This window comes from Streptomyces sp. NPDC046308 (assembly GCF_055588065.1).
Map to the genome: position 1 here is coordinate 378,338 of NZ_JBVJFB010000002.1, position 22,600 is coordinate 400,937.

Annotated in this window: 20 protein-coding genes; 15 read left to right on the top strand and 5 right to left on the bottom strand. The window is 72.9% G+C overall.

What is annotated here, in order from left to right; all coding sequences use genetic code 11:
• Window positions 1-8: 8 nt before the first annotated feature.
• Window positions 9-1,280: an AfsR/SARP family transcriptional regulator gene (locus ACZ6JT_RS09155; protein ID WP_469208816.1), complete on the bottom strand. Its 1,272-nt coding sequence runs from the start codon at window positions 1,278-1,280 to the stop codon at window positions 9-11.
• Between the two features lie 357 nt (window positions 1,281-1,637).
• Window positions 1,638-2,051, bottom strand: a complete 414-nt coding sequence (locus ACZ6JT_RS09160) for a MarR family winged helix-turn-helix transcriptional regulator (protein ID WP_469208818.1) — start codon at window positions 2,049-2,051, stop codon at window positions 1,638-1,640.
• Window positions 2,052-2,165: 114 nt separating this feature from the next.
• Between ACZ6JT_RS09160 and ACZ6JT_RS09165 the strand changes: the two genes are divergently transcribed.
• From ACZ6JT_RS09165 to ACZ6JT_RS09195, 7 genes are all read left to right on the top strand, one after another.
• On the top strand, window positions 2,166-3,626 hold the full coding sequence (locus ACZ6JT_RS09165) for an MFS transporter (protein ID WP_469208821.1): 1,461 nt from the start codon (window positions 2,166-2,168) through the stop codon (window positions 3,624-3,626).
• 468 nt (window positions 3,627-4,094) lie between these two features.
• Window positions 4,095-4,415 (top strand): hypothetical protein, encoded by a 321-nt coding sequence (locus ACZ6JT_RS09170; protein ID WP_469208823.1) that lies wholly within the window; start codon window positions 4,095-4,097, stop codon window positions 4,413-4,415.
• Between the two features lie 22 nt (window positions 4,416-4,437).
• Window positions 4,438-5,649 (top strand): acyl-CoA dehydrogenase family protein, encoded by a 1,212-nt coding sequence (locus tag ACZ6JT_RS09175; protein WP_051892551.1) that lies wholly within the window; start codon window positions 4,438-4,440, stop codon window positions 5,647-5,649.
• A complete protein-coding gene (locus ACZ6JT_RS09180) occupies window positions 5,646-6,545 on the top strand; it encodes a hypothetical protein (protein ID WP_469208825.1) in 900 nt (299 codons plus the stop codon). The genes ACZ6JT_RS09175 and ACZ6JT_RS09180 overlap by 4 nt, the downstream gene beginning before the upstream one ends.
• Entirely contained in the window at window positions 6,542-7,531 is a 990-nt protein-coding gene (locus tag ACZ6JT_RS09185) for a HesA/MoeB/ThiF family protein (protein ID WP_469208827.1), read from the top strand. The genes ACZ6JT_RS09180 and ACZ6JT_RS09185 overlap by 4 nt, the downstream gene beginning before the upstream one ends.
• Window positions 7,532-7,572: 41 nt before the next feature.
• A complete protein-coding gene (locus ACZ6JT_RS09190; protein WP_469208828.1) occupies window positions 7,573-8,613 on the top strand; it encodes a TauD/TfdA family dioxygenase in 1,041 nt (346 codons plus the stop codon).
• Window positions 8,614-8,724: 111 nt separating this feature from the next.
• Window positions 8,725-9,096, top strand: a complete 372-nt coding sequence (locus tag ACZ6JT_RS09195; protein WP_469208829.1) for a VOC family protein — start codon at window positions 8,725-8,727, stop codon at window positions 9,094-9,096.
• A gap of 64 nt (window positions 9,097-9,160) precedes the next feature.
• Here the strand turns inward: ACZ6JT_RS09195 and ACZ6JT_RS09200 are convergent, their stop codons facing one another.
• Window positions 9,161-9,394: a ferredoxin gene (locus tag ACZ6JT_RS09200; protein ID WP_376619230.1), complete on the bottom strand. Its 234-nt coding sequence runs from the start codon at window positions 9,392-9,394 to the stop codon at window positions 9,161-9,163.
• The gene (locus tag ACZ6JT_RS09205; RefSeq protein ID WP_469208831.1) at window positions 9,394-10,857 is read right to left on the bottom strand and encodes an aldehyde dehydrogenase; all 1,464 of its coding nucleotides are present in this window, start codon (window positions 10,855-10,857) and stop codon (window positions 9,394-9,396) included. The genes ACZ6JT_RS09200 and ACZ6JT_RS09205 overlap by 1 nt, the downstream gene beginning before the upstream one ends.
• A gap of 180 nt (window positions 10,858-11,037) precedes the next feature.
• Between ACZ6JT_RS09205 and ACZ6JT_RS09210 the strand changes: the two genes are divergently transcribed.
• From ACZ6JT_RS09210 to ACZ6JT_RS09240, 7 genes are all read left to right on the top strand, one after another.
• Complete coding sequence (locus ACZ6JT_RS09210; protein WP_469208833.1) at window positions 11,038-12,087, top strand: MBL fold metallo-hydrolase; 1,050 nt, start codon at window positions 11,038-11,040, stop codon at window positions 12,085-12,087.
• 422 nt (window positions 12,088-12,509) lie between these two features.
• Window positions 12,510-13,766: a prenyltransferase/squalene oxidase repeat-containing protein gene (locus ACZ6JT_RS09215; RefSeq protein WP_469208835.1), complete on the top strand. Its 1,257-nt coding sequence runs from the start codon at window positions 12,510-12,512 to the stop codon at window positions 13,764-13,766.
• A complete protein-coding gene (locus ACZ6JT_RS09220) occupies window positions 13,766-14,425 on the top strand; it encodes an SCO2322 family protein (RefSeq protein ID WP_469208837.1) in 660 nt (219 codons plus the stop codon). Before ACZ6JT_RS09215 ends, ACZ6JT_RS09220 begins: the two co-directional genes overlap by 1 nt.
• A complete protein-coding gene (locus ACZ6JT_RS09225) occupies window positions 14,422-15,714 on the top strand; it encodes an energy-coupling factor transporter transmembrane component T (protein WP_469208839.1) in 1,293 nt (430 codons plus the stop codon). The genes ACZ6JT_RS09220 and ACZ6JT_RS09225 overlap by 4 nt, the downstream gene beginning before the upstream one ends.
• Window positions 15,711-17,720 (top strand): ATP-binding cassette domain-containing protein, encoded by a 2,010-nt coding sequence (locus ACZ6JT_RS09230; protein ID WP_469208842.1) that lies wholly within the window; start codon window positions 15,711-15,713, stop codon window positions 17,718-17,720. The genes ACZ6JT_RS09225 and ACZ6JT_RS09230 overlap by 4 nt, the downstream gene beginning before the upstream one ends.
• Complete coding sequence (locus tag ACZ6JT_RS09235) at window positions 17,717-18,580, top strand: ECF transporter S component (protein ID WP_469208844.1); 864 nt, start codon at window positions 17,717-17,719, stop codon at window positions 18,578-18,580. The genes ACZ6JT_RS09230 and ACZ6JT_RS09235 overlap by 4 nt, the downstream gene beginning before the upstream one ends.
• A 337-nt stretch (window positions 18,581-18,917) precedes the next feature.
• On the top strand, window positions 18,918-19,322 hold the full coding sequence (locus ACZ6JT_RS09240) for an aggregation-promoting factor C-terminal-like domain-containing protein (protein WP_469208846.1): 405 nt from the start codon (window positions 18,918-18,920) through the stop codon (window positions 19,320-19,322).
• Window positions 19,323-19,481: 159 nt separating this feature from the next.
• Here the strand turns inward: ACZ6JT_RS09240 and ACZ6JT_RS09245 are convergent, their stop codons facing one another.
• Window positions 19,482-20,651, bottom strand: coding sequence for a steroid 3-ketoacyl-CoA thiolase (locus ACZ6JT_RS09245; RefSeq protein WP_469208847.1), 1,170 nt, complete (start codon window positions 20,649-20,651; stop codon window positions 19,482-19,484).
• A gap of 242 nt (window positions 20,652-20,893) precedes the next feature.
• Here ACZ6JT_RS09245 and ACZ6JT_RS09250 point away from each other — a divergent pair, with 242 nt between their 5' ends.
• Window positions 20,894-22,138, top strand: a complete 1,245-nt coding sequence (locus ACZ6JT_RS09250; RefSeq protein WP_469208849.1) for a cytochrome P450 — start codon at window positions 20,894-20,896, stop codon at window positions 22,136-22,138.
• Window positions 22,139-22,600 lie beyond the last annotated feature (462 nt).

Here is a 22,600-nt window from a genome sequence, read left to right on the forward strand (position 1 = left end):
GCTGGGCGTCACACCATGATGGTGGTCGACCAGGGGACGGCCGCGTTCCAGCCGGGCCACAGGCTCTCGGGTTCGGCTCGGGCGGTCAGCACCACGAGCAGCGGCGTGCGGCCCGCCGTACGGATCACCTCGCCGACGCATTCCGGCACGCCGCCGCCGACGTCGTGCAGGTTCTCGGCGACCACCACCAGCGGGCGGTAGGGGGTGGCGCGGCGCAGGGCGGCGCGCAGGTCGTCGCCGAGCGCGGCGCCGTCCGGACCGGTGCGCACGTGCCAGACGGTGACCTGGCCGTCCTGGCGCAGCGTGCTCGCCAGCTCGGAGAGGAGCCGGCCCTGGCCTCCCCCCGGCCCGCCGGCGAGGGTGACCACGTGCGGGCGCCGTTGGCGCTGCACCAGTGCCAGCAGGGCGAACAGCAGGTCCAGTTCGGGGTCGGACGGAGAGCTGAAGTCGATGTCCGGGCCGTCGGACGGGAGCAGGGCGGGGTCCTGGTTGATGATCGCCTGGTGCAGGTCCCGCACCTCGCGACTGGGCTGGACGCCGAAGTCCTTGCTCAGCTGCTGGTGGAGCCGCTCGTACGCCCGCAGGGCCTCGGCCTGGTGGCCGGCCCGGTAGAGGGCGAGCATGAGGAGGTGGCAGGAGCGTTCCCGGGAGGGCTCGGCGGCCGCCCCGGCCTCCAGGCCGCCGATCACCTCGTGGTGGCGCCCGTTGCGCAGTTCCGCGTCGCAGTAGTCCTCGAACGCCGCGGTGCGGGCGCTGTCCACCACGGCGAGCTGCGGCCACTCGACGCCGGATTCGGCGAGTTCCTGCGCGGCCCGGCCCCGCCACAGTCCCAGCGCGGCACGCAGGAGGCGGGCTGCGCTCTCCGGCTGCCCTGCGGCCAGCGCCTCGCGGCCCTGGTCCGCGAGGACCCGGAAGCGTTCGAGGTCGAGGGTTCCGGGTGCCATCCGCAGCATGTAGCCGGGAGCCTGGCTGACGAGTGAGGCGACGTGGGTCGGCACGGCTGCGCGGGCGAGTACGCCGCGCAGCGCCGAGACGGTGTTCTGCAGGACCTTGCGGGCGGTGGCCGGGGCGTCCCCGTTCGGCCAGAGGACCTGCATGAGGTCCCCGGTGGCGACCACCTGGTTGGCGTGGAGCAGCAGGAAGGCCAGGACGGCGCGCTGGTTCATCCCCCGCAGCGGGAGCGGTCCGGCCTCGGTGGCGATCTCCAGCGGCCCGAGGAGCCGGAAGGACACCCCCGGGTCCGCGGGGGCGGCGGGCCGGGCCCCGCCCCCGGCGGCCACATTCGCTCTCCCACGTGTCGGTGGCGCGCCCCGGGAACCGGACTGCAGCGCCACGGGACCGCGGGCCGCCGGAACGCGGCCGAGTGTTCGCGACATCGTCTGATTGAGCATGTCTCCCCCGAATTCAGCTGCCGTCGGCGCAGGTATCGCCAGCCGTTTACGGCTAACGCCTCCGCCTTGCGTGGGGGAGTTTCGAAACGGGCCCAGCATGGCGACATGCAGGGCCCGTTTGACGCGATCGCGTGGCTTCCCCCCGGTAAGCCTTCTGCGCCGCCCGTGAAACGAATGTGAAGGACGACTCAGAACTGCGATTGACCTGGGACGTTAGCAGACAGGTCCATGACGTCGACGATTACCCTACTCGCGGGTAACGCTCAGCCCCATAACGTCCCTCACTTCTGCACTGTTTTCGGCCACCTCTCGCAGCACCGTCTCCATGGTGTCGACGGACCGGGAGAAGAGCTCGCGGCCGGACGGCGTGAGCCGGACGTCGAACCCCCTGCGGTCACTGGAGCACGGCTTGCGCTCGGCATATCCCGCGCCGACCATCTGGGCCAGCAGGCGCGAGACCTGCGGCTGACTGCGGGACGCGCGGGAGCTGAGCTCCCCCGCCCGGATCCAGCCATCCGCGTGCGCCATCACGTCCATGATCTCGAAGGCGCTGGCGCACAGGCCGTGGCGCTCGGACAGGACGCGCTCGGCGGCCTGGTTGATCTGCGCACACGCCCGGGTCACGGCCACCCAGCGGTCGGTGAGAGCTGTTTCAGTCACGCTGCTCATCGTAGGTTCACTACCTCCTCTTGTCGATGCATACGCATGCATGTACCGTGCGGCATCAAGATCGATGCATTCACATAAATCGTTAGCACACACGAAGGAGATGTGGTGACCGAGCAGACGCTGGCACCCCAGACAGTCGAGCGGGACGTGGCGGAAGCGCCCGCACAGGCCCCCGGCAAGGCCCCCTGGACCACTCTCGTGGTGGTCGGCGTCGCCCAGCTGATGGTCATGCTGGACTCGACGGTCGTGAACGTGGCCCTCCCCTCGATCGGCGCCCAGCTGCCCGCCGACCAGACCGCCCTCCAGTGGACGATCAGCGGCTACGTCCTGATGCTCGGCAGCCTGCTGCTCTTCGGCGGCCGTGTCTCCGACGTCTTCGGACGCCGTCGCACCTTCCTCACCGGCCTGACCGTCTTCGCCGTGGCCTCCGTGCTCTGCGGCATCGCCGGCAACCAGGAACTGCTCGTCGCGGGCCGCGCCGTACAGGGCGCCGGCGCCGCACTGCTCTCCGCGGCCGCCCTCTCGATCATCCTGGAGGTCTACCAGGACGAGGAGCAGCGCAAGATCGCGCTGACCGCCTGGAGCGGTCTCGGTGTGATCGGCGCGACCATCGGCGTGGTGCTCGGCGGCCTGATCGTCACGGCGATCAGCTGGCGCTGGGCCTTCCTGATCAACATCCCGGTCAGCATCGCCGCCGGCTTCGGCGCCCTGCGCAGCATGCCCGCCCTCAACACGAGGAGCGGCCGCAAGCTGCGGCTGCCGTCCGCGATCGTGTCCACCGCCGGCCTCGCCTCCCTGTCCTTCGGCCTCATCCGGCTGCACGAGGGGTTCGGCGACACGACGGCCTGGATCAGCATCGCCGCCGCCGCCGTCCTGCTCGTCGCGGTCACGTTCATGGAGATCGGCCAGGCCGATCCGCTGCTCCCGCTGCACCTGCTGCGCAAGCCCACCTACTGGCTGTCCAGCGTCGGCCTGCTCCTGGTGGCCAGCGTGATGATCAGCAGCTCCTTCCTGGCCAGCATGTACTTCCAGCGGGTCCACGAGATGAGCGCCTTCACCACCGGCCTCTCCCTGCTCCCCATGGGCCTGGCCGCCCTCGTCGTCGCACTGGTCGCACCGTCGCTGGCGAACGCCCTGGGCCTGGGCGGAATGTACGCGGCCGGAGCCGCCCTCCAGCTGGTCGGCACGGGCATCCTGGCGACCGGCACCGACAGCGTCGCACTCACGATCGTCGCGCTGGCCGTGATCGGCGCCGGCCTGCCCGCCTGCTTCGTCCCGCTCTTCGGCATCGGCACCTCGCACGTCAAGGTGGAGGAGTCGGGCGTGGGCTCCGGCCTGCTCAACACCTTCAACGAGACGGGTGCCGCCCTCGGCATCGCCGTCATCGGCACCATCCTCGCGACCTCTGTCGACAACCGTCTCGATGACGGCGGTTCGCTCGCGGACGCAACCACCTCGGGTGTCGGCAACGGCTTCCTGGCCCTCGCAGTCTGCTCGGGCGTCGCCATCGTGATCGCACTCGCACTGCGGTCGCTGACCCGTGCCCCCGAGAGCGCCGAGGGCTGACCACCCCCGCGGGAACCGGCGTACGCACCCCGGCCCCCGCCGCGAACAACCACACACACCCCCGAACGTGGGCTTGCAGCCTCCCCCGACTGCAAGCCCACTTCGCGTTGGGCGGAAGCCGTGCGCACGGCGCCCTGCGGGGGGCGGAAAATTGCGTTCCATCAGCCGTTTCAAGCCTGCAATGGACGACCGATTACCGCCCGCTGGACGGGCCGTTCCATTCGCATGGAGAGGCAATTGAATTCTTGGACAGGCGTCGGGCCTATCTGTAGCTTGATGATCACCGCACGGCAGGCGCCGCGAACGAAGAAAGCGCGAGCCGAACCCGACCGGATCCCATTCGGAAACGCCTTCCTCTCCCATGGGCCAGGTTTCCAGCGGTAACCACGGATGCACGGCGCATTGCGCCCGCCGGCCCGCCGGCCGGCACTCCGACGTCATTTTGACCCGACGCGAAGGAAATTCCGCATGGCCCTCTCGTCCGAAGAAATCCCGAACGCGCTGGCCGCCGCCGCGCAGGCCGCCCCCGCCTGGCAGGCCGCCGGCGCCACCGTCCGCTTCGTGGTCACCGAGCCCGCCGCCGAATTCACGCTGGACCCCCGGGGCGCGCTCACCGACGCGGATCCCACCCATGTGTTCCGGATCGCCTCCGCGGACCTTGAGGCCCTGACCACGGGACGCCGCACCTTCCTGCGGACCGTCACCGGCCGCCGCGTCGCCGCCCATGGCCCGGTCATGCAGACGTTCGCCGTCGGGCAGGCCCTGACGACCTTCGCCATCCAGCACTGACCCCACCGGACAAGGAACCACCATGACGTACGCGCACAACCCCGCCGCCCACCCGCTGCTCGACTCCGTCGAGGCCGCCTTCCTGGAACAGGTCGTCGCCTTCGCCCGCGAGGAGATCGCCCCCGGCGCCGCCGAGCGCGACCGCATCGAGAAGGGCCACGTCGACTGGGACACCGTCCGCAAGGGCCACGCGCTCGGCCTGCTGCGGATGGCCATCCCGCGCGACTTCGGCGGCCTCGGGCTGAGCCAGCTCGCCATCGCACTGACCCTGGAGGAGCTGGCCTCCGCCGACCCGGGCATGGCCCTGGTCTTCGGTGCCACCGGCCTGTTCCAGACCCCGCTGCTGATCTGCGAGAACCCGCGCCTCCAGGAGAAGTACCTCCCCGCCTTCCTCGGCCCGGAGCCGGTCCTCGCCTGCAACGCGGTCGCCGAGGAGCGCAACGGCACCGACCTGGTCCTGCCGCAGCAGGCGGCCCACGCGCAGGACATGACGGTCGCCCGCCGGTCCGGCGGCGAATACCTGCTGACCGGCACCAAGCGCTACATCACCAACGCCCCCGTCGCCACGTACGCCACCGTCATGGCGAACCTGGACGGCGCCCCCGGTTCGACCGGACTGACCTGCTTCGTCACCGAACTCGAACAGGACGGCGTCACCCGCGGCGAGATCCACGACAAGGTGGGCTACCGCACCGCCCCCGCCGGCGAACTGATCCTCGACAACGCCCGCGTGCCCGAGGAGAACGTCATCGGTGACGAGAACGGCGGCTGGGACCTCAACGTCGCCATCGGCAACCTCACCCGCGTCACCTGCGCTGCGGTCGCCACCGGCATCGCGCGCCACGCCCTCGACCGCGCCGTCGCGTGGGCCGGCACCCGCCGGCAGGGCGGCCGGCTGCTCTTCGAGCACCAGATGTCCGCCCGCAAGCTCGCGGACATGTCCGCGCGGGTGTCCGCCGCGCGCGCCCTGTACCTGGACGCGGTGCTGAAGGCCGACACCGTCATCCCGACCCCTGCCTACGAACCCGCCGTCGCGAAGCTGGTGGCCGACCGCGCCGCGATCGACAACGCAGACGCCGCCATGAGCCTCATCGGCGCCGCGGCCTTCCAGCGGGAGGACGGGATGGACCGCGTCCTGCGCGACGCCTACGGCCCCCGCATCTACGAAGGCAGCCCGGAAGCGCTCGCGCTGGTCATCACCGGCGAGCTGTTCGGCGTTCCGGAGGTCCGGTGACCACCGCCACCCCCGCGGGGTACGCCACCGCCTCCTACCGGGAGCGAGTCCTGCGGGACACCGCCGCGATCCGGCTGCCCGACCTCGACAGCCGCGTGGACGGCGAACCGCTGTTCCGCTCCGCCAGCCCCGAGGGCCTGCTGACCCTCACCGTGCGCGGGGCGCAGCTGCCCCCCGCGTACCTCGACGACATCTACCGGTTCCGGCTGGCCCAGTACCTCAAGCGGGGCTGGCTCAACGAAGGCCTCGCCGCCGCCGCGGACCTCACCGGCGAGCCGTACGACGCCCACGCCCTCCAGGACCAGCACACCCTGGTGGTGGAGGAGGACACCTGGCGGCTGCGCGGCTACGGCACCCTGGCCTGCACCCGCAGCCCCGAGCACACCCTCCTCGGTGACGACGCCCACCGGCCGTTCGTCGTGGAGCGCGACTACGGCCTGCGGCTCGCCGACGAACTCGGCCCGGCCACCCCGGCGGACCGGGTCTGGGAGGGCAAGCGGCTCATGCGCGACTACGCCATGGACCGTTCGCAGGCCGCCGTGTCCGTCCCCTGGTGGGTCTACCGGGGCTGGGCCGAGGGCTGTCTGCAGGCGCTGGCCGTTGACGGCGCCGCGATCGTCGGCGACGGCAAGCCGAACGGGGCCGTCCTCCAGCTGGCGATGCTCGGCTTCCGCACACGGACCCTCGACGTACCCGCACTGCCGACCGACCCCACCGACCTGTTCGCACCCATGTGGGACCAGCAGCAGCGCTCGTACCCCTTCGTCCTCACCCACGGGGACGCGCTGCGCCCCACCCTGAACCACCTCGACGCGATCCTCGCCTCCGGGGAGACCGGATCGGTCGCGGCCCGGCTGACCGCGTTCCAGGAGGCACGGCAGGAGACACGGACATGAGCACGAGCACGGACATGAGCGGCCCGCCGGACGTGGGCACCCCCTCGGAGGCGCGGGAGCTGGACGAAGAGGTGTACTACGCCTCCCTCACCCAGCGCAACCGCGGTCTGATCCCCGCGGCGCTCCAGGAACAGATCCGGCACACACCCCTGCTCATCGCGGGGTGCGGTTCCATCGGCGGCGCCACCGTGCAGCCCCTGGGCCGCATGGGGTACCGGGACTTCGTCCTCGCGGACGTCGGCACCTACGAGCTGAACAACCTCAACCGGCAGAACGCCACCGTCGACGACCTCGGCCGCAACAAGGCCGAGGTGGGCGCCGACGCCCTGCGCGCCATCAACCCGCACGTCCGGGCCGAGGTGGTGCCCGTCGGCATCACCCGGGACAACGTCCGGGAACTGGTCCGCCGGGCCGAGGTCGTCATCGACGGGGTCGACGTGACCACCCCGTCGGGGCTGCGCGCGAAGATCGCCCTGCACCAGGAGGCGTGCCGCCAGCGCAAGCCCCTGGTCACCGGCTGGGACATGGCCGGCATGCTGGCCGCCCAGTGCTTCGACTACCGGCTGGTCCGCAGGATCTTCGACGGCCAGCTGCTGGCCGAGGACGCCGACGTGCTGAGCACCTGGGAAGTGATCTTCCGGATCGCCCCCAGGTCGCACATCCCGGGCGAGATGTACCGCGAGCTGCGCAGGGGTCTCGGCCGTCCCGACTACAGCGTCCCGCAACTCACCGAGGCGGCGACCCAGTTCGGCTCGCTCGCCGTGCACATGGTCAACCAGCTGGTGGCGGGTGAGGACGTGCCGCGCACCGTCGCCGTCGACGTCCACCACATCGCACTGAAGCCGGGGCGCCGGGTCGTAGACCGGGTCGCCCGGCACTGGGAGAGGGCCCGCTTCCTGGGCCACCTCCCGCGCGAGCAGGCCTGGCGCGGTTTCAGCCCCGCCGCCGTCTATCGCCTCGGCCGCCGTTCCGCACCGGCCGCCTAGCCGAGCCGAGCCGAGCCGACCCGCAGAAAGGAAAGCCCCTCATGAGAAAAGAATTCTCGTACGCCGACGCGCGCCCGTCCGGGATCGTGCTGGGCGAGACCGAGTCCGACATCATCGAGGCCGCCGCGCTGAAGGTGGCCGCCCAGTACGCGGACTACTCACTGCACAGCACCGACCTCCTCCACGCAGTGGAACTCGCCGCGGCCGCCCTGCCGAGCCGGGTCCGGCGCGCGCTCATCTCCTTCCGCGACGAGAGCAACGCCGGCGGCACCCTCCTGCTGCGGGGGCTCCCCCTCGGCAGCCTGCCGGCCACCCCGGACCGGGTGGAGGACGAGCCGGACTGGACCGAGGTCTCGGTGGCGACGCTCGGCCAGCTGATGGTGATGTCGGTCCTGGGCCGCTCGATCTCGTACAGCGACGAGAAGAACGGCAACCTGGTGCAGGACGTCAGCCCCAAGCGCGGCGCCGAGAACCGCCAGGAGAACAGCGGATCCATCCTGCTGGAACTCCACACGGAGGACGGCTTCCACCCCGCCGCCCCGCACTTCCTGAGCCTGATCTGCCTACGCGGCGACCGCGACGGTCGCGCCGCCACCGTGACCGGCGGAATCGGGGACGTCCTGCCGCACTTGGCCGAGGAGACCGTCGCCGCCCTGCGTCGGCCGGAGTTCAGGACCAGGTTCAGTACCTCCTTCGTGCACGACACGGACGAGGAGGTCCTGACGCCGCCGGTGCCGGTGCTCTCCGGCCCGCAGGCCAACCCCGACCTGCGGGTGGACTTCCACGGCACGATCGGCACCACCCCGGCGGCCCGGGCCGCGCTCGCCGAGCTGGAGGAGTCCGTGCTCGGGTCCCTGCGCGGCATCGTGCTGCGGCCCGGTGAGCTGATCATCCTTGACAACCGCCGAACGGTGCACGGCCGGACGGACTTCACCCCGCGCTACGACGGTGCGGACCGCTGGCTGCGCCGCTCCTTCGCCCTGGCCGACCTGCGCCCGGTCCTCGACGACCTCGGCGAGGGCCGCAGCCACAACGCGATCACCGCGCGGCGGCCCGCCCGCGGGCTGGCGGCGGCGGCCTGACGCAGGCCGTTCCCCGGCCGGCCGGACCCGGACCGCATTCCTTGCCGGCCCCGGGGGCCGGACCCCATTTTCGATGGACAGGGGTCACCGCCGCGTCCGATAGTGCGCCCCATGGCTTCTCTCGTACGACACATCACAGTTGACTGTTCCGACGCCTATCTGCTCGGCCAGTTCTGGGCCGCCGTCCTGGACGGCTCGCTCGCCGACGACGACTTCCCCGGGGACCCCGAGGCGCTGGTCACGGCGCCCGGTTCGACGCTGCTCTTCGTGACCGTTCCCGACGCCAAAAGCGTCAAGAACCGCGTGCACGTGGACCTGCAGCCGCAGGACCGCACCCGCGACGAGGAGGTGCGGCGCATCCTCGCCCTGGGCGCCACCGTCGTCGGCGACCACCGTCGGCCCGACGGCACCGGGTGGGTGACCCTCGCCGACCCCGAGGGCAACGAGTTCTGCGTCGAGCGGAGCGCCGCCGAGCGGAAGTGACCGGCGCGGCTGGGGGGCGCGGCCGACGGCCCCGCCCCCCAGCCGTGGCCGCTCTCCTGCGCCTCTACTCCTCCGGCGGAAAGACCGGTTCGCCCGTGGCGGCCAGGGTGATGAGGATGGCCTCCACCGGGCAGCCCTCCGCCGCCGTCAGGATCGGCTCGTTCGCGTCCGACTCGGCCGCGCGCGGGTGGGACTGGCGTGCCGAGTCCAGGACGAAGCCGTCCGGGGCGTGGTTGACGCACATGCCCGAGCCGATGCAGACCCCCCGGTCCACCTCGACCTGCCAGCGGTCACCCATCACGCACCCGCCTCGTAGCCCGCCGGCAGGTGGATCATCTTGTGCTCCAGGTACTCGCTCAGCCCCTCCGGCCCGAACTCCCGTCCCACACCGCTGTTCTTGTAGCCGCCGAACGGCCCGAGCATGTCCAGGCTGAAGGTGTTGACGTTGAAGGTGCCCGTCCGCACCTGCCGCCCGAAGTCGATGCCGTGCTCGACGTCGCCGGTCCACACGCTGCCGCTGAGCCCGAACTCCGAGTCGTTGGCGACCCGTACCGCCTCCGCCTCGTCCCCGTACGGGATCAGGCAGACGACCGGGCCGAAGATCTCCTCGCGGGCGATCCGCATGGAGTTGTCCACGTCACCGAAGAGGGTGGGCTCCACGTACCAGCCGCGGTCCAGGCCCGCCGGGCGGCCGCCGCCCGACAGGACCTTCGCGCCTTCCTCCTGGCCGATCCGGATGTAGTCCAGGGAGCGCTGCTGCTGCCGCCGGGCCACGAGCGGCCCGAGCTGCGTCGCCGGGTCGAGCGGGTCGCCGACCACCAGCGCGCCGGCCGCCGCCGCGAGAGCTTCGGCCACCTCCTCGTACCGGCTGCGCGGGGCGAGGACGCGGGTCTGGGCCACGCACGCCTGGCCGTTGTTCATCCAGGCCGCCGGGACGATCCCGGCGATGGTGGAGTCCAGATCGGCGTCCGGCAGGATCACCGCGGCGGACTTGCCGCCGAGTTCGAGGGTGACCCGGGTGAGGTTGCGGGCGGCGACCTCCATCACGCGCCTGCCGGCCGCGACCGAGCCGGTGAAGGCGACCTTGTCGACGCCGGGATGGCCGACGAGGTACTCGCTGACCTCGCGGTCGGCGGGCAGGATCGACAGCACGCCCTCCGGCAGCCCGGCTTCCCGCGCGATGTCGGCGAGGATGTACGAGTCCAGCGGCGACTCGGGGGACGGCTTCAGGATCACCGTCGACCCCGTGAGCAGCGCCGGCGCCAGCTTGGCCGCCGCCACGAACTGCGGGACGTTCCACGGGATGACGGCGGCGACCACGCCCACCGGCTCCCGGCGCACCAGGATCGGGCCGAGCACGCCCTGGCGGTGCTCCTCGTAGGGGTAGGCGCGCGCGACGGTGATCGCGGCGTCGTAGACCATCATCGGGCCCAGCGCCTGGGCGAGGACGCTCCAGGAGTACGGGGACCCGTTCTGGGAGCTGATCGAGCGGGCGATCTCCTCGTGCCGGACCGCGATGGCGTCCTTGATCCGGGTGACGACGGCGATGCGCTCGTCCAGCGTCATCCGCGGCCAGGGCCCCTGGTCGAACGCCTTGCGCGCGGCGGCGACGGCGCGGTCCACGTCCGCCTTCGAGGCGTGCGGGACGGAGCCGATGACCTGCTCGGTGTGGGGGGAGACGATCCGGATCGTGTCGGTGCCCAGCGGATCCGTCCACTCCCCGCCGATGAACAGTTGTCCGTGTTCCACGAGCTCGGTCATGGCTGAGGCCTCCTGCGGCTTGGCGTTCCAGAACTGATACCAGTTCTAGTTCGAGGAGTCCACGGCCAGGATGGAACAGCGGAGAAGATCCAACGACTAGTCAGAAGGGCCCGAAAGTGGTCGACTTGGGCTCCTACTGAAACACGTTCTCGTCAGAGGGCGGCAACGGGCGGAGGGCTCATGCCGGAGGACACGTCACAGGTCACCGATCACGGCGGAGGCGTGTGGGGAATCAAGGTGCCCATCCCCGACAACCCGCTGGGGCACACCCTCGTCCACGTCCTCGACACCGACCGCGGCCCGGTCCTCGTCGACACCGGCTGGGACGACCCGGAGTCCTGGGACACCCTCGTCGCCGGACTCGCCGCGCTCGGCACCGCCGTCGCCGACGTCCACGGCGTGGTCATCACCCACCACCACCCCGACCACCACGGCCTCTCCGGCCGGGTCCGCGAGGCGTCCGGCGCCTGGATCGCCATGCACGCCGCCGACACCGAGGTCGTCGTGCGCACCCGCTCCTCCGAGCCCGGCGTCTGGTTCGACTACATGAGCGCCAAGCTCGCCGCCGCCGGAGCCCCCGAGGAGCACGTCGCCCCGCTGCGCGCCGCCCGCGCGAGCGGCCGCACGCGGACCCTGCCCGGGCTGCGCGCCGCCGTGCCCGACCGGGAGATCGTCCCCGCCGAGCTGCTCCCCCTCGCCGGACGCCGGCTGCGCGCGATCTGGACCCCCGGCCACACCCCCGGCCACGTCTGCCTGCACCTGGAGGAGGCGCACCCCGCGAACCTGCCCGGCAACGGCCGCCTCTTCTCCGGCGACCACCTGCTGCCCGGGATCTCCCCGCACATCGGCCTGTACGAGGCCCCCGAGGACACCCGCGTCACCGACCCCCTCGGCGACTACCTCGACTCCCTCGAACGCGTCGGCCGGCTCGCGCCCGCCGAGGTGCTCCCGGCCCACCAGCACGCCTTCACCGACGCACCCGCCCGCGTACGGGAACTGCTGGACCACCACGAGGAGCGGCTGTCCGGGCTGTGGGACCTGCTGGCCGAGCCGCTGACCCCGTGGGCGCTGGCGGAGCGCATGGAGTGGAACCGGCCCTGGGAACAGATCCCGTACGGCTCGCGCAACATCGCCGTCTCCGAGGCGGAAGCGCACCTGCGGCGGCTGGTGAAGCAGGGCCGCGCGGAGGCCGTCCCGGGCACCGACCCGGTGACGTACCGGGCCGTGTGAGGGCTGCGACGCGGTGCCGTACGGGCCCGGGCGCGGCCCGGCGAACGCCCCGGGCTCGGCCCGGCGAACGCCCCGGGCTCGGCCCGGCAAGGACCCGGCCGCGGCCCGGCAAGGACCCGGCCGCGGCCTGTAAGGGGCCCGGGCCCCCGACGCCCCCCGAGCCCGCAGGCTACGGGCCGGTAGAGTGAAGCCGTCGTCCACCTTTCCGTACGGGGGGAAGCCGGTGCGAATCCGGCGCTGACCCGCAACCGTGACCCATCCCGGCACCGCCCGGACGGGGAGCCGGAATGCCCCGTACCGGAAGTGCGCGGCTCGCGCCGCCGGATCCTCCGGCGGCCGGCACCGTCGAGGTAAACGGAGCCGGAGCCCGGTGCCAGTGCGTGCCCGCCTCCGGTTCCCCGGCAGGAGAGGCACCCTCCCCCATGAACGTCCGTCGCAGCGCAGCCGCGCTCGCCGCCTCCGCCGTGCTCTGCGTGGGTGTCGCCCCCGCAGCCCTCGCCGACACCGCGCCGCCCGCCTCCCCGTCCGCACCCCCGGTCATCCCCTCCGGGCTCTACGGCAAGAGCGACCCCATGTACGACGGCGTGTGGCGGCAGTCCTTCGCGCTGCTCGCCCAGGACACCGTCGGCGTCAAGCCCGCCGCGCAGGCCGTGGACTGGCTGGTCGGCCAGCAGTGCGCGAACGGCTCCTTCCCCGCCTTCCGCGCGGACACCGGCAAGGACTGCGACGCGAGCGCGTACATCGACTCCAACGCGACCGCCGCCGCCGTGCAGGCACTGACCGCGCTCGGCGGCCACGGGGACAGCGTCAAGAAGGCCGTCGCCTGGCTGAAGTCCGTACAGAACGAGGACGGCGGCTGGAGCTCCAACCCCGGCGGCGCCATGGACGGCGGCACCGACGCCAACTCGACCGCCATCGTCATCAGCGCCCTGGCCGCGGCCGGCGAGAAGCCGGCCGAGTTCCGGTCGAAGGCGGGCAAGACGCCCTACGAGGCGCTGCTCTCCTTCCAGCTGGGCTGCGCCGCCGAGCCGGCCGCCGACCGGGGCGCCTTCGCGTTCCAGCCGGTCGACGGCAAGCTGCTCGCGAACGGCGACGCCACGGCCGCGGCCGTGCTCGCCGGCCTCGGTGCGGGCTCGGCCGTCGTCCCCTCCGGTACGGACACCCCCGCGGCGGCGCCGACCTGCCCGGCGGCGGGCGCCGCGGACCCGGCGGCAGCGGCCCAGGGCGGGGCGGGCTACCTCGCCGAGGCCCTCAAGAAGGACGGCCACCTGACGGCCGTGACCCCTGGCTCCGACCAGCCGACCCCGGACACCGGCAACACCGTCGACGCGGTGATCGCCCTGGCCGCGGCCGGGCACAAGCAGTCGGCGGCGGGCGCCCTGGAGTGGCTCAAGGCCAACTCCGCCGAGTGGTCCAAGGACAAGCCGGCCGCCCTCGGCACCCTGATCCTCGCCGCGCACGCCACGGGCACCGACCCGAAGTCCTTCGGCGGCACCGACCTCGTCGCGGCACTGAACGCGACCGGCCCGGCCCCGCAGGGCCCGGACACGGACGCGACGACGGTGAAGGACGAGTCGTCCGACAGGCGGAACCTCTGGTGGATCATCGGCGCGGGCGGCGCGGCCGGCGTGGGCATCGGCATCCTGCTGAGCGGCCGCCGGAAGAAGAACCAGCTCTGATGCGCCGCCGCCGGCCCGCCGTGGCCCTCGCTCTGGCGCTGGCCCTCGGGAGCGTCCTGGCCGTGCTGGCCGCCGCTCCGGCGCTGGCGGCCGGCTACCGCTACTGGTCGTTCTGGGACGGCTCGGGCGGCGGCACGTGGTCGTACGCCACGCAGGGCCCCTCGACGGCCCGCCCGAAGGACGGCTCCGTGCAGGGCTTCCGCTTCTCCGTGAGCAAGGACGCGGCGGACCGGGCGGCGAAACCGCGCGCCGCAGCCGACTTCGAGGCCGTCTGCGGTGCCACCGCCCCGGCGCAGGGCCGCAAGCGGGTCGCGCTCGTCGTCGACTTCGGCGTGCCCGCGGACGCCCCGTCGGGCGAGGCCCCGCCGCAGGACGACCCGCGCACCGTCTGCGCGCAGGTGGCCCCGGAGGCCACGACCGCCGAGGCGCTGGCGTCGGTCGCGAAGCCGCTGCGCTACAACAGCGCGGCCCTGCTGTGCGCGATCTCGGGCTACCCGGCGCAGGGCTGCGGCGAACCGATGGCGGACGCCCCGGCCCAGCCGTCGGCGCAGCCGACGAAGGACGACGGCGGCCCGTCGGCGGGCCTGCTGGCGGGCATAGCGGCCGTGGCCGCCCTGGCCGCGGCCGGCGTCTGGCAGTCCCGCCGCCGCACCCGATGACGCCCCCGACGCCACGGGACCCGGCGCCGGGCGGCGGCGCGGCGGCCGGGCACCCGCTGTCCGAGCCCGTCCGCGCCGCCGCTTCCCAGGGCTCCGCCCCCAGGAACGGCGCCGCACCCGGCGACGTGACCCCGGCCCGCCGGAGCCACCCCGCGGCGCGAAACTCGCCGCGCTGGTCGACGTACGAGAAGAAGTGGCGGGCCCCGCTCGCCGGCCGGGCCACCGCCCTGCACGCCGGGGCCTGGTGGCTCTGGGCCCTCGGGCTCGCCACCGCCGCCTCCCGCACCACCAACCCCCTGCTCCTCGGGCTGATCGTCGGCGTCGCCGGGTACGTGGTGGCGGCCCGCCGCACGGACGCGCCCTGGGCGCGGTCCTACGGGGCGTTCCTCAAGCTCGGTCTCGTCGTCATCGGCCTGCGCCTGCTGTTCTCCGCGCTGCTCGGTTCGCCCGTGCCCGGCGCGCACACCCTGTTCACGCTCCCGGAGATCCCGCTGCCGGCCTGGGCGCAGGGCATCCGGTTCGGCGGGAAGGTCACCGCCGAACAGCTGGTCTTCGCCTTCTACGACGGCGCGAAGCTGGCCGCCCTCCTCGTCTGCGTGGGCGCCGCGAACGCCCTCGCGAACCCGGCGCGACTGCTGAAGTCCCTGCCGGCCGCCCTGTACGAGGCGGGGGTGGCCGTCGTCGTCGCCATGACCTTCGCGCCGAACATGGTCGCCGACGTGGTCCGGTTGCGGACGGCCCGCCGGCTGCGCGGCCGCCCCACCGGCGGGGTGAAGGCGATCCTCCAGATCGGCCTGCCGGTCCTGGAGGGCGCCCTGGAGCGTTCCGTCGCCATTGCCGCGTCGATGGACGCGCGCGGCTACGGCCGCACGGCGCAGGTCCCGCCGGCCGTCCGGCACACCACCAACGTCCTCACCCTCGGCGGTCTGCTCGGCGTGTGCGCGGGCACGTACGGGCTGCTCGCCGCGCAGGGCGCCGTGTACGGGCTCCCCGTGCTCGGCATCGGCGCCGCCCTGGCCCTAGCGGGCCTGCGCCTCGGCGGACGCCGGTCGGTGCGCACCCGCTACCGGCCGGACCGCTGGGGGCCGCGCGCCTGGCTGGTGGCCGGGTCGGGCGCGGCCGTCGCCGCGCTCCTCATCCGCGCGGGCACCGTCGACCCGGCCGCGCTGCACCCGGGCGTGGTCCCGCTGGTGGCGCCGGCGCTGCCGCTGTGGCCGGCGGCGGCGATCCTGATCGGCCTGCTGCCCGCGTTCGTGGCACCCGTACCGCCCAAGGAGGCGTCGCAGTGATCCGCTTCGAGCAGGTGTCGGTCACCTACGAGGGCGCGGCCGGGCCTTCCCTCCAGGGCGTCGACCTGGTGATCCCGGAAGGCGAGCTGACCCTCCTGGTCGGCCCGTCGGGGGTCGGCAAGTCCACCCTGCTGGGGGCCGTGTCCGGGCTGGTGCCGCATTTCACGGGCGGCAGGCTGAGCGGACGCGTGACCGTGGCCGGGCGGGACACCCGTACCCACATGCCGCGGGAGCTGGCGGACGTGGTCGGCACGGTCGGGCAGGACCCACTGGCCCACTTCGTGACGGACACGGTGGAGGACGAGCTCGCGTACGGCATGGAGTCCCTGGGCCTGCCACCTGCGGTGATGCGCCGCCGGGTGGAGGAGACCCTGGACCTCCTCGGTCTGGGCGAACTCCGTGACCGGCCCATCGCCACGCTCTCCGGCGGCCAGCAGCAGCGGGTCGCGATCGGCTCGGTCCTGACCCCGCACCCGCGGGTCCTGGTCCTGGACGAGCCCACGTCGGCGCTGGACCCGGCGGCGGCGGAGGAGGTCCTGGCGGTCCTCCAGCGCCTGGTCCACGACCTCGGCACCACCGTCCTGATGGCGGAGCACCGGCTGGAGCGGGTGGTCCAGTACGCCGACCAGGTGCTGCTCCTGCCCTCGCCGGGCGCTGCCCCCGTCCTGGGCCCCCCGGCGGAGATCATGGCCGTCTCCCCGGTCCACCCCCCGGTGGTCTCCCTGGGCCGCCTCGCGGGCTGGACCCCGCTCCCCCTCTCGATCCGCGACGCCCGCCGCCTGGCCGCGCCGCTCCTGACCCGCCTCTCGGCTCCCGCCGGGGCCGCAGCCAACCCCACTGCCCCCGCCGTCCCCCAGGGCTCCGCCCCGAACCCCGCGCCTCAAACGCACAACCCAGCCCCGCCGCACCCTCCAGCCCCTCCGGCGTTCGAGGAGCGGGCTCCGGAGCGGAGCCCCGATCTCGCGGCCCCGCCGCACCATCCAGCCCCTCCGGCGCTTGAGGAGCGGGGTCCAGGGCAGAGCCCCGATCTTTCGGCCCGGCCCCACCCTCCAGCCCCGCCGGCGTTTGAGGAGCGGGGTCCGGGGCGGAGCCCCGATCTTTCAGCCCCGCCGGCGTTTGAGGCGCGGGGCGCGGGGCGGAGCCCCGGCGGTGGCGCGGCCGGGCTGCTCGCGCGGCTGCTGCGTCGGGGCGCGCCGAGCCCGCACCCTCGCACCCCCGCCCCGGCAGGGGCCCCGGCCCGCACCCGCGGCCTGGGCCTCCGCCGCACCCGCACGGACGTGCTCCGCGACATCAACCTCACCGTGGCCCCCGGCGAGACCATCGCCCTGATGGGCCGCAACGGCGCCGGCAAGTCCACCCTCCTCGCCACCCTCGTCGGCACGCTCGCCCCCACCACCGGCGAGGTGACCGTCGGCGGCCGCACCCCCCACCGCACGCCCCCGCGCGAGATGGTCCGCCGCGTCGGCCTCGTCCCGCAGGAGCCCCGCGACCTCCTCTACGCCGACACCGTCGCCGCAGAGTGCGCCGCCGCCGACTCCGACGCCGGCGCGGCCCCCGGCACCTGCCGCGCTCTGGTCTCCGCGCTGCTCCCGGACGTCCCCGACGACACCCATCCCCGTGATCTCTCCGAGGGCCAGCGCCTGGCCCTCGCGCTGGCGCTGGTCCTCACCGGCCGCCCGGCCCTGCTGCTCCTCGACGAGCCGACCCGCGGCCTGGACTACGCCGCGAAGGTCCGCCTGATCGAGATCCTGCGCGGCCTGGCCGCCGACGGCCACGCCATCGTCCTGGCCACCCACGACGTGGAGCTCGCCGCCGAGCTGGCCCACCGCGTGGTGATCCTGGCGGGCGGGGAGATCGTCGCGGACGGCCCGACCGCCGAGGTCGTCGTGTCCTCGCCGGCGTTCGCCCCGCAGGTGGCGAAGGTCCTGGCCCCGGGCCACTGGCTCACGGTGAGCCAGGTCGCCGCGGCCCTCGACACCGCCCTCGACACGACGGAAGCCCCGTGAACCGCCCCGCCCGCCCCGTCCGCATCGGCCCCCGGGCCGCCGCCGCCCTGGTCCTCGTCTCCCTCATCGGCGTCGCGGCCTTCGGCTGGCCGCTCCTCGCGGACCGGCAGTCGGGGCTCGCCCACTCCCAGGACGCCCCCTGGCTGTTCGCCGCGCTCCTCCCGCTGCTGGTGGCCGTGGTCGTCGCGACGATCGCCGACAACGGCATGGACGCCAAGGCGGTCGCGATGCTCGGTGTGCTCGCCGCGGTCGGGGCGGCACTGCGACCGCTGGGCGCGGGTACGGCCGGACTGGAGCCGATGTTCTTCCTGATGGTGCTCAGCGGCCGCGTCCTCGGTCCCGGTTTCGGTTTCGTCCTGGGCTCGGTGACGATGTTCGCCTCCGCCCTGCTGACGGGCGGGGTGGGGCCGTGGATGCCGTTCCAGATGCTGGCGATGGGCTGGTTCTCGCTGGGGGCGGGGCTGCTGCCGGGGCCGGGGAGGCTACGCGGCCGGGCGGAGCTGCTGATGTTGGCGGCGTACGGCTTCGTGGGTTCGTTCGCGTACGGCACGGTCATGAACCTGCAGGGGTGGGTGATGCTGCAGGGCATGGGCCAGGGCATCTCGTTCCACCCGGGTGATCCCGTGTCCGCGAATCTGGCGCGGTTCGTCGCGTACTGCCTGGCGACCTCGGTGGGCTGGGACCTGGGCCGGGCGGCCCTGACGGTCGTACTGACACTGACGCTGGGGGCCACGCTGCTGAGGGCGTTGCGGCGCGCGACTCGCAAAGCCGCCTTCGACGCGCCCGTGTCCTTCGAATCGGCGGCCGTCACGCACCCCGAACCTGCCCTCGAAAGGGGTACGAACGGTATCGGAGGGTGACATTCGGGGCGCCCGGCGGTGAGGCGCCCCACAGGACCCACGTCACATACGAACGACGGTAGTGGACCCCGGAGGTCCGCACCGGCCGGCCTCACACCCGTCCCCACCTGCCCGGACCTTGATCCCGACGACGACGGGCCGTCGGACCCCGGCTGCGAGGCCGGCTAGTAAGCGAGGTCTTTGCCAGCCCGCCGGGCGGTCGGTAGAACTGGGTGAGTCGCCGGGCGGTACGGGTGGTTCACCCGCCGCCGACGAACCTCTCTCCTCCGTGTGAGTGGCTCACGCATGCCTCCGGGTGTGCGGCGACCGTCCTTGTTCCCGTCGGAAGGTTTCCTCCGTGTCCCACGCTGTCATCCGCCGCATCGCCGCTTCGAAGAAGACCCTCGCGGGTTCCGTCCTCGCCCTGGGCGTCGCCGGTTCCATGCTGGCCGCGGTTCCCGCGCAGGCCGCCCCGATGAGCGCCAAGGCGATCGCCCGGCAGATGATCAAGGACCCGGCCCAGTTCGCCGCCTTCGACAAGATCATTTCGCATGAGAGCGGCTGGGACTACACCGCCACCAACGCCTCCTCGGGTGCGTACGGGCTGGCGCAGGCGCTGCCCGCGTCGAAGATGGCCTCCGCGGGCGCGGACTGGAAGACCAACCCGGCCACCCAGATCAAGTGGGGCCTGGACTACATGAACGAGCGTTACGGCAGCCCCGTGGGCGCCTGGAACTTCTGGTCCGCCAACCACTGGTACTAAGCCGACAGCAGCACGGCAGCAGCACGGCCGTACACGGCAGCAGCACCCGGCAGACATACGAAGGCCCCGGTGGCCGGCCTCCCCAGGTCCGGCCTCCGGGGCCTTCTGCATCCCATCCCACAGGGTTCAGAGGCGCCTGCGTTCAGGCTTCGCGAGCGGTCACAGGCGCTGGATGATCGTGCCGGTGGCGAGCGCGCCGCCCGCGCACATGGTGATCAGCGCGAACTCCTTGTCCCGGCGCTCCAGCTCGTGCAGGGCGGTGGTGATGAGCCGGGCGCCGGTGGCGCCGACGGGGTGGCCGAGGGCGATGGACCCGCCGTTGACGTTGACCTTCTCCAGGTCCTGGTCGAAGACGCGGGCCCAGCTGAGGACGACGGAGGCGAAGGCCTCGTTGATCTCGACGAGGTCGATGTCCTTGAGGGACATGCCAGCCTTGCCGAGCACGGCCCGGGTCGCGTCGATCGGTCCGTCGAGGTGGTAGTGCGGGTCGGCGCCGACGAGGGTCTGGGCGACGATCCGGGCGCGCGGCCTGAGCTTGAGCGCGCGGGCCATCTTGCGGGAGGCCCACATCACGGCGGCCGCCCCGTCGGATATCTGCGAGGAGTTCCCGGCGGTGTGCACGGCGGTGGGCATGACCGGCTTGAGCCGGGCCAGCGCCTCCATGCTGGTGTCCCGCAGGCCCTCGTCCCGGTCGACCAGCCGCCACATGCCCTGCCCCGCGGCCTGCTCCTCCTCGGTCGTCGGCACCTGCACGGCGAAGGTCTCGCGCTTGAACCGCTCCTCGGCCCACGCGACGCCGGCCCGCTCCTGGGAGAGCACGCCGAGCCGGTCCACGTCCTCGCGGCCGAGGCCCCGGTGGCGGGCGATGCGTTCGGCGGCCTCGAACTGGTTCGGGAGGTCGACGTTCCACTCGTCCGGGAAGGGCTTGCCCGGGCCGTGCTTGGAGCCGGAGCCCAGGGGCACGCGGCTCATGGCCTCGACGCCGCAGGCGATGCCGATGTCCATCACGCCGCCGGAGATCATGTTGGCGACCATGTGGTTGGCCTGCTGCGAGCTGCCGCACTGACAGTCCACCGTCGTCGCGGCGGTCTCGTAGGGCAGGCCCATGGCGAGCCAGGCGTTGCGGGCGGGGTTCATCGACTGCTCGCCGGCGTGGGTGACGGTGCCGCCGACGATCTGTTCGACGCAGTCGGGCTGGATTCCGGTACGGGCCAGCAGCTCCCGGTAGGTCTCGCCGAGCAGGTAGGCGGGATGGAGGTTGGCGAGCGCGCCCCCGCGCTTGCCGATGGGGGTGCGTACGGCTTCGACGATGACGGGTTCCGCGGCCATGAGCTCGTCCTCTCCTGCACAGCGCCAGCGCGGCGGGCCGTCCCGGCGCCCCGCCCGAACTAGTACGCGTTCTAGTTCTCCCCGCAGTCTTATGACCTGGAGCCCCGGCACGCAAGGGTCTTGCACGCGCCCTGCACGGATTCCACACGCAACAGTTGGCGCCGCGACCCTTGTCACTTCTAGAACTCGTTACTACCTTCAAGCCAACTTCTGATGGGCCGTCAGACTTTGGAGTTGCCCCGATGTCCTGTCCCGCGCTGCCCGAAGGCTTCGACGCCACCGACCCCGACCTGCTGCAAAGCCGGGTCCCCCTCCCGGAGTTCGCGCAGCTGCGGCAGACCGCACCCGTGTGGTGGTGCCCGCAGCGGCGGGGCGTCACCGGCTTCGACGACGAGGGCTACTGGGTCGTGACCCGGCACGCGGACGTCAAGTACGTCTCCACGCACCCGGAACTCTTCTCCTCCACCACCAACACGGCGATCATCCGCTTCAACGAGCACATCCAGCGTGATGCGATAGATGCCCAGCGACTGATCATGCTGAACATGGATCCGCCGGAACACACCCGCGTACGCCAGATCGTTCAGCGCGGCTTCACCCCGCGGGCCATCCGCGGCCTGGAGGACGCGCTCCGGGACCGCGCCCGGAAGATCGTCGAGGAGGCCCTGGCCGTCTCCGCCGACGGCAGCTTCGACTTCGTCACCCAGGTGGCGTGCGAGCTCCCGCTGCAGGCCATCGCCGAACTGATCGGCGTACCGCAGAAGGACCGCGCCAAGATCTTCGACTGGTCGAACAAGATGATCGCCTACGACGACCCGGAGTACGCGATCACCGCGGAGGTCGGCGGGAACGCGGCGATGGAGCTCATCGGCTACGCGATGAACCTCTCCGCCCAGCGCAAGGAGTGCCCGGCCAAGGACATCGTGACCCAGCTCGTCGCGGCGGAGGGCCAGGGCAACCTCGGCTCGGACGAGTTCGGCTTCTTCGTCCTCCTCCTGGCGGTCGCGGGCAACGAGACCACGCGCAACGCCATCAGCCACGGCATGCACGCCTTCCTCACCCATCCCGACCAGTGGGAGCTCTACAAGGCGACCCGGCCGTCCACCGCCGCGGAGGAGATCGTGCGCTGGGCCACCCCGGTGGTGTCCTTCCAGCGCACGGCCACGCAGGACACCGAACTCGGCGGCCAGAAGATCAAGGCGGGTGACCGGGTGGGGATGTTCTACTCCTCCGCCAACCACGACCCCGAGGTCTTCGAGAACCCGGACGCCTTCGACATCACCCGCGACCCCAACCCCCACCTGGGCTTCGGCGGCGGCGGCCCGCACTTCTGCCTCGGCAAGTCCCTCGCGGTCATGGAGATCGACCTGATCTTCAACGCGCTGGCCGACGCCCTGCCGGACCTCCGCCTGACGGGCGAGGACCCGCGCCGCCTGCGCGCGGCCTGGCTCAACGGCATCAAGGAACTCCGGGTCACCCACGGCTGACCCGGCCCCAGGACGGCAGGGGCCCCCTCCACCCACGCCCCGGCCCCTGCCGCCCCCTGGCCATCCACCCGTCCAACCCCTCCCGACCGCACCCAATCCTGCCCCGCCGGCACCCCACCCCTCCCGGCCGCACCCAATCCAGCCCCGCCGCACCCACTCCAGCCCCGCCGGCGTTTGAGGCGCGGGGCCCGGGGCGGAGCCCCGATCTTTGAGCCCCGCCGGCGTTTGAGGCGCGGGGGCTCGGGGGCAGCGCCCCCGCAACGGCGCCGCGCCCCCCAACCCAGCCGCACCACACCCAGCCCCGCCGGCGTTTGAGGCGCGGGGTCCGGGGCGGAGCCCCGATCTTCGAGCCGAGCCGACGCTCGAGGCGCGGGCACGCAAGCCCGAGTGGCGACGCGCCCCGAACCGGGCGATCCTGACAGACAGCGGCGATCCAGCCGAAGGGGCGCCGGGGCCACGTGT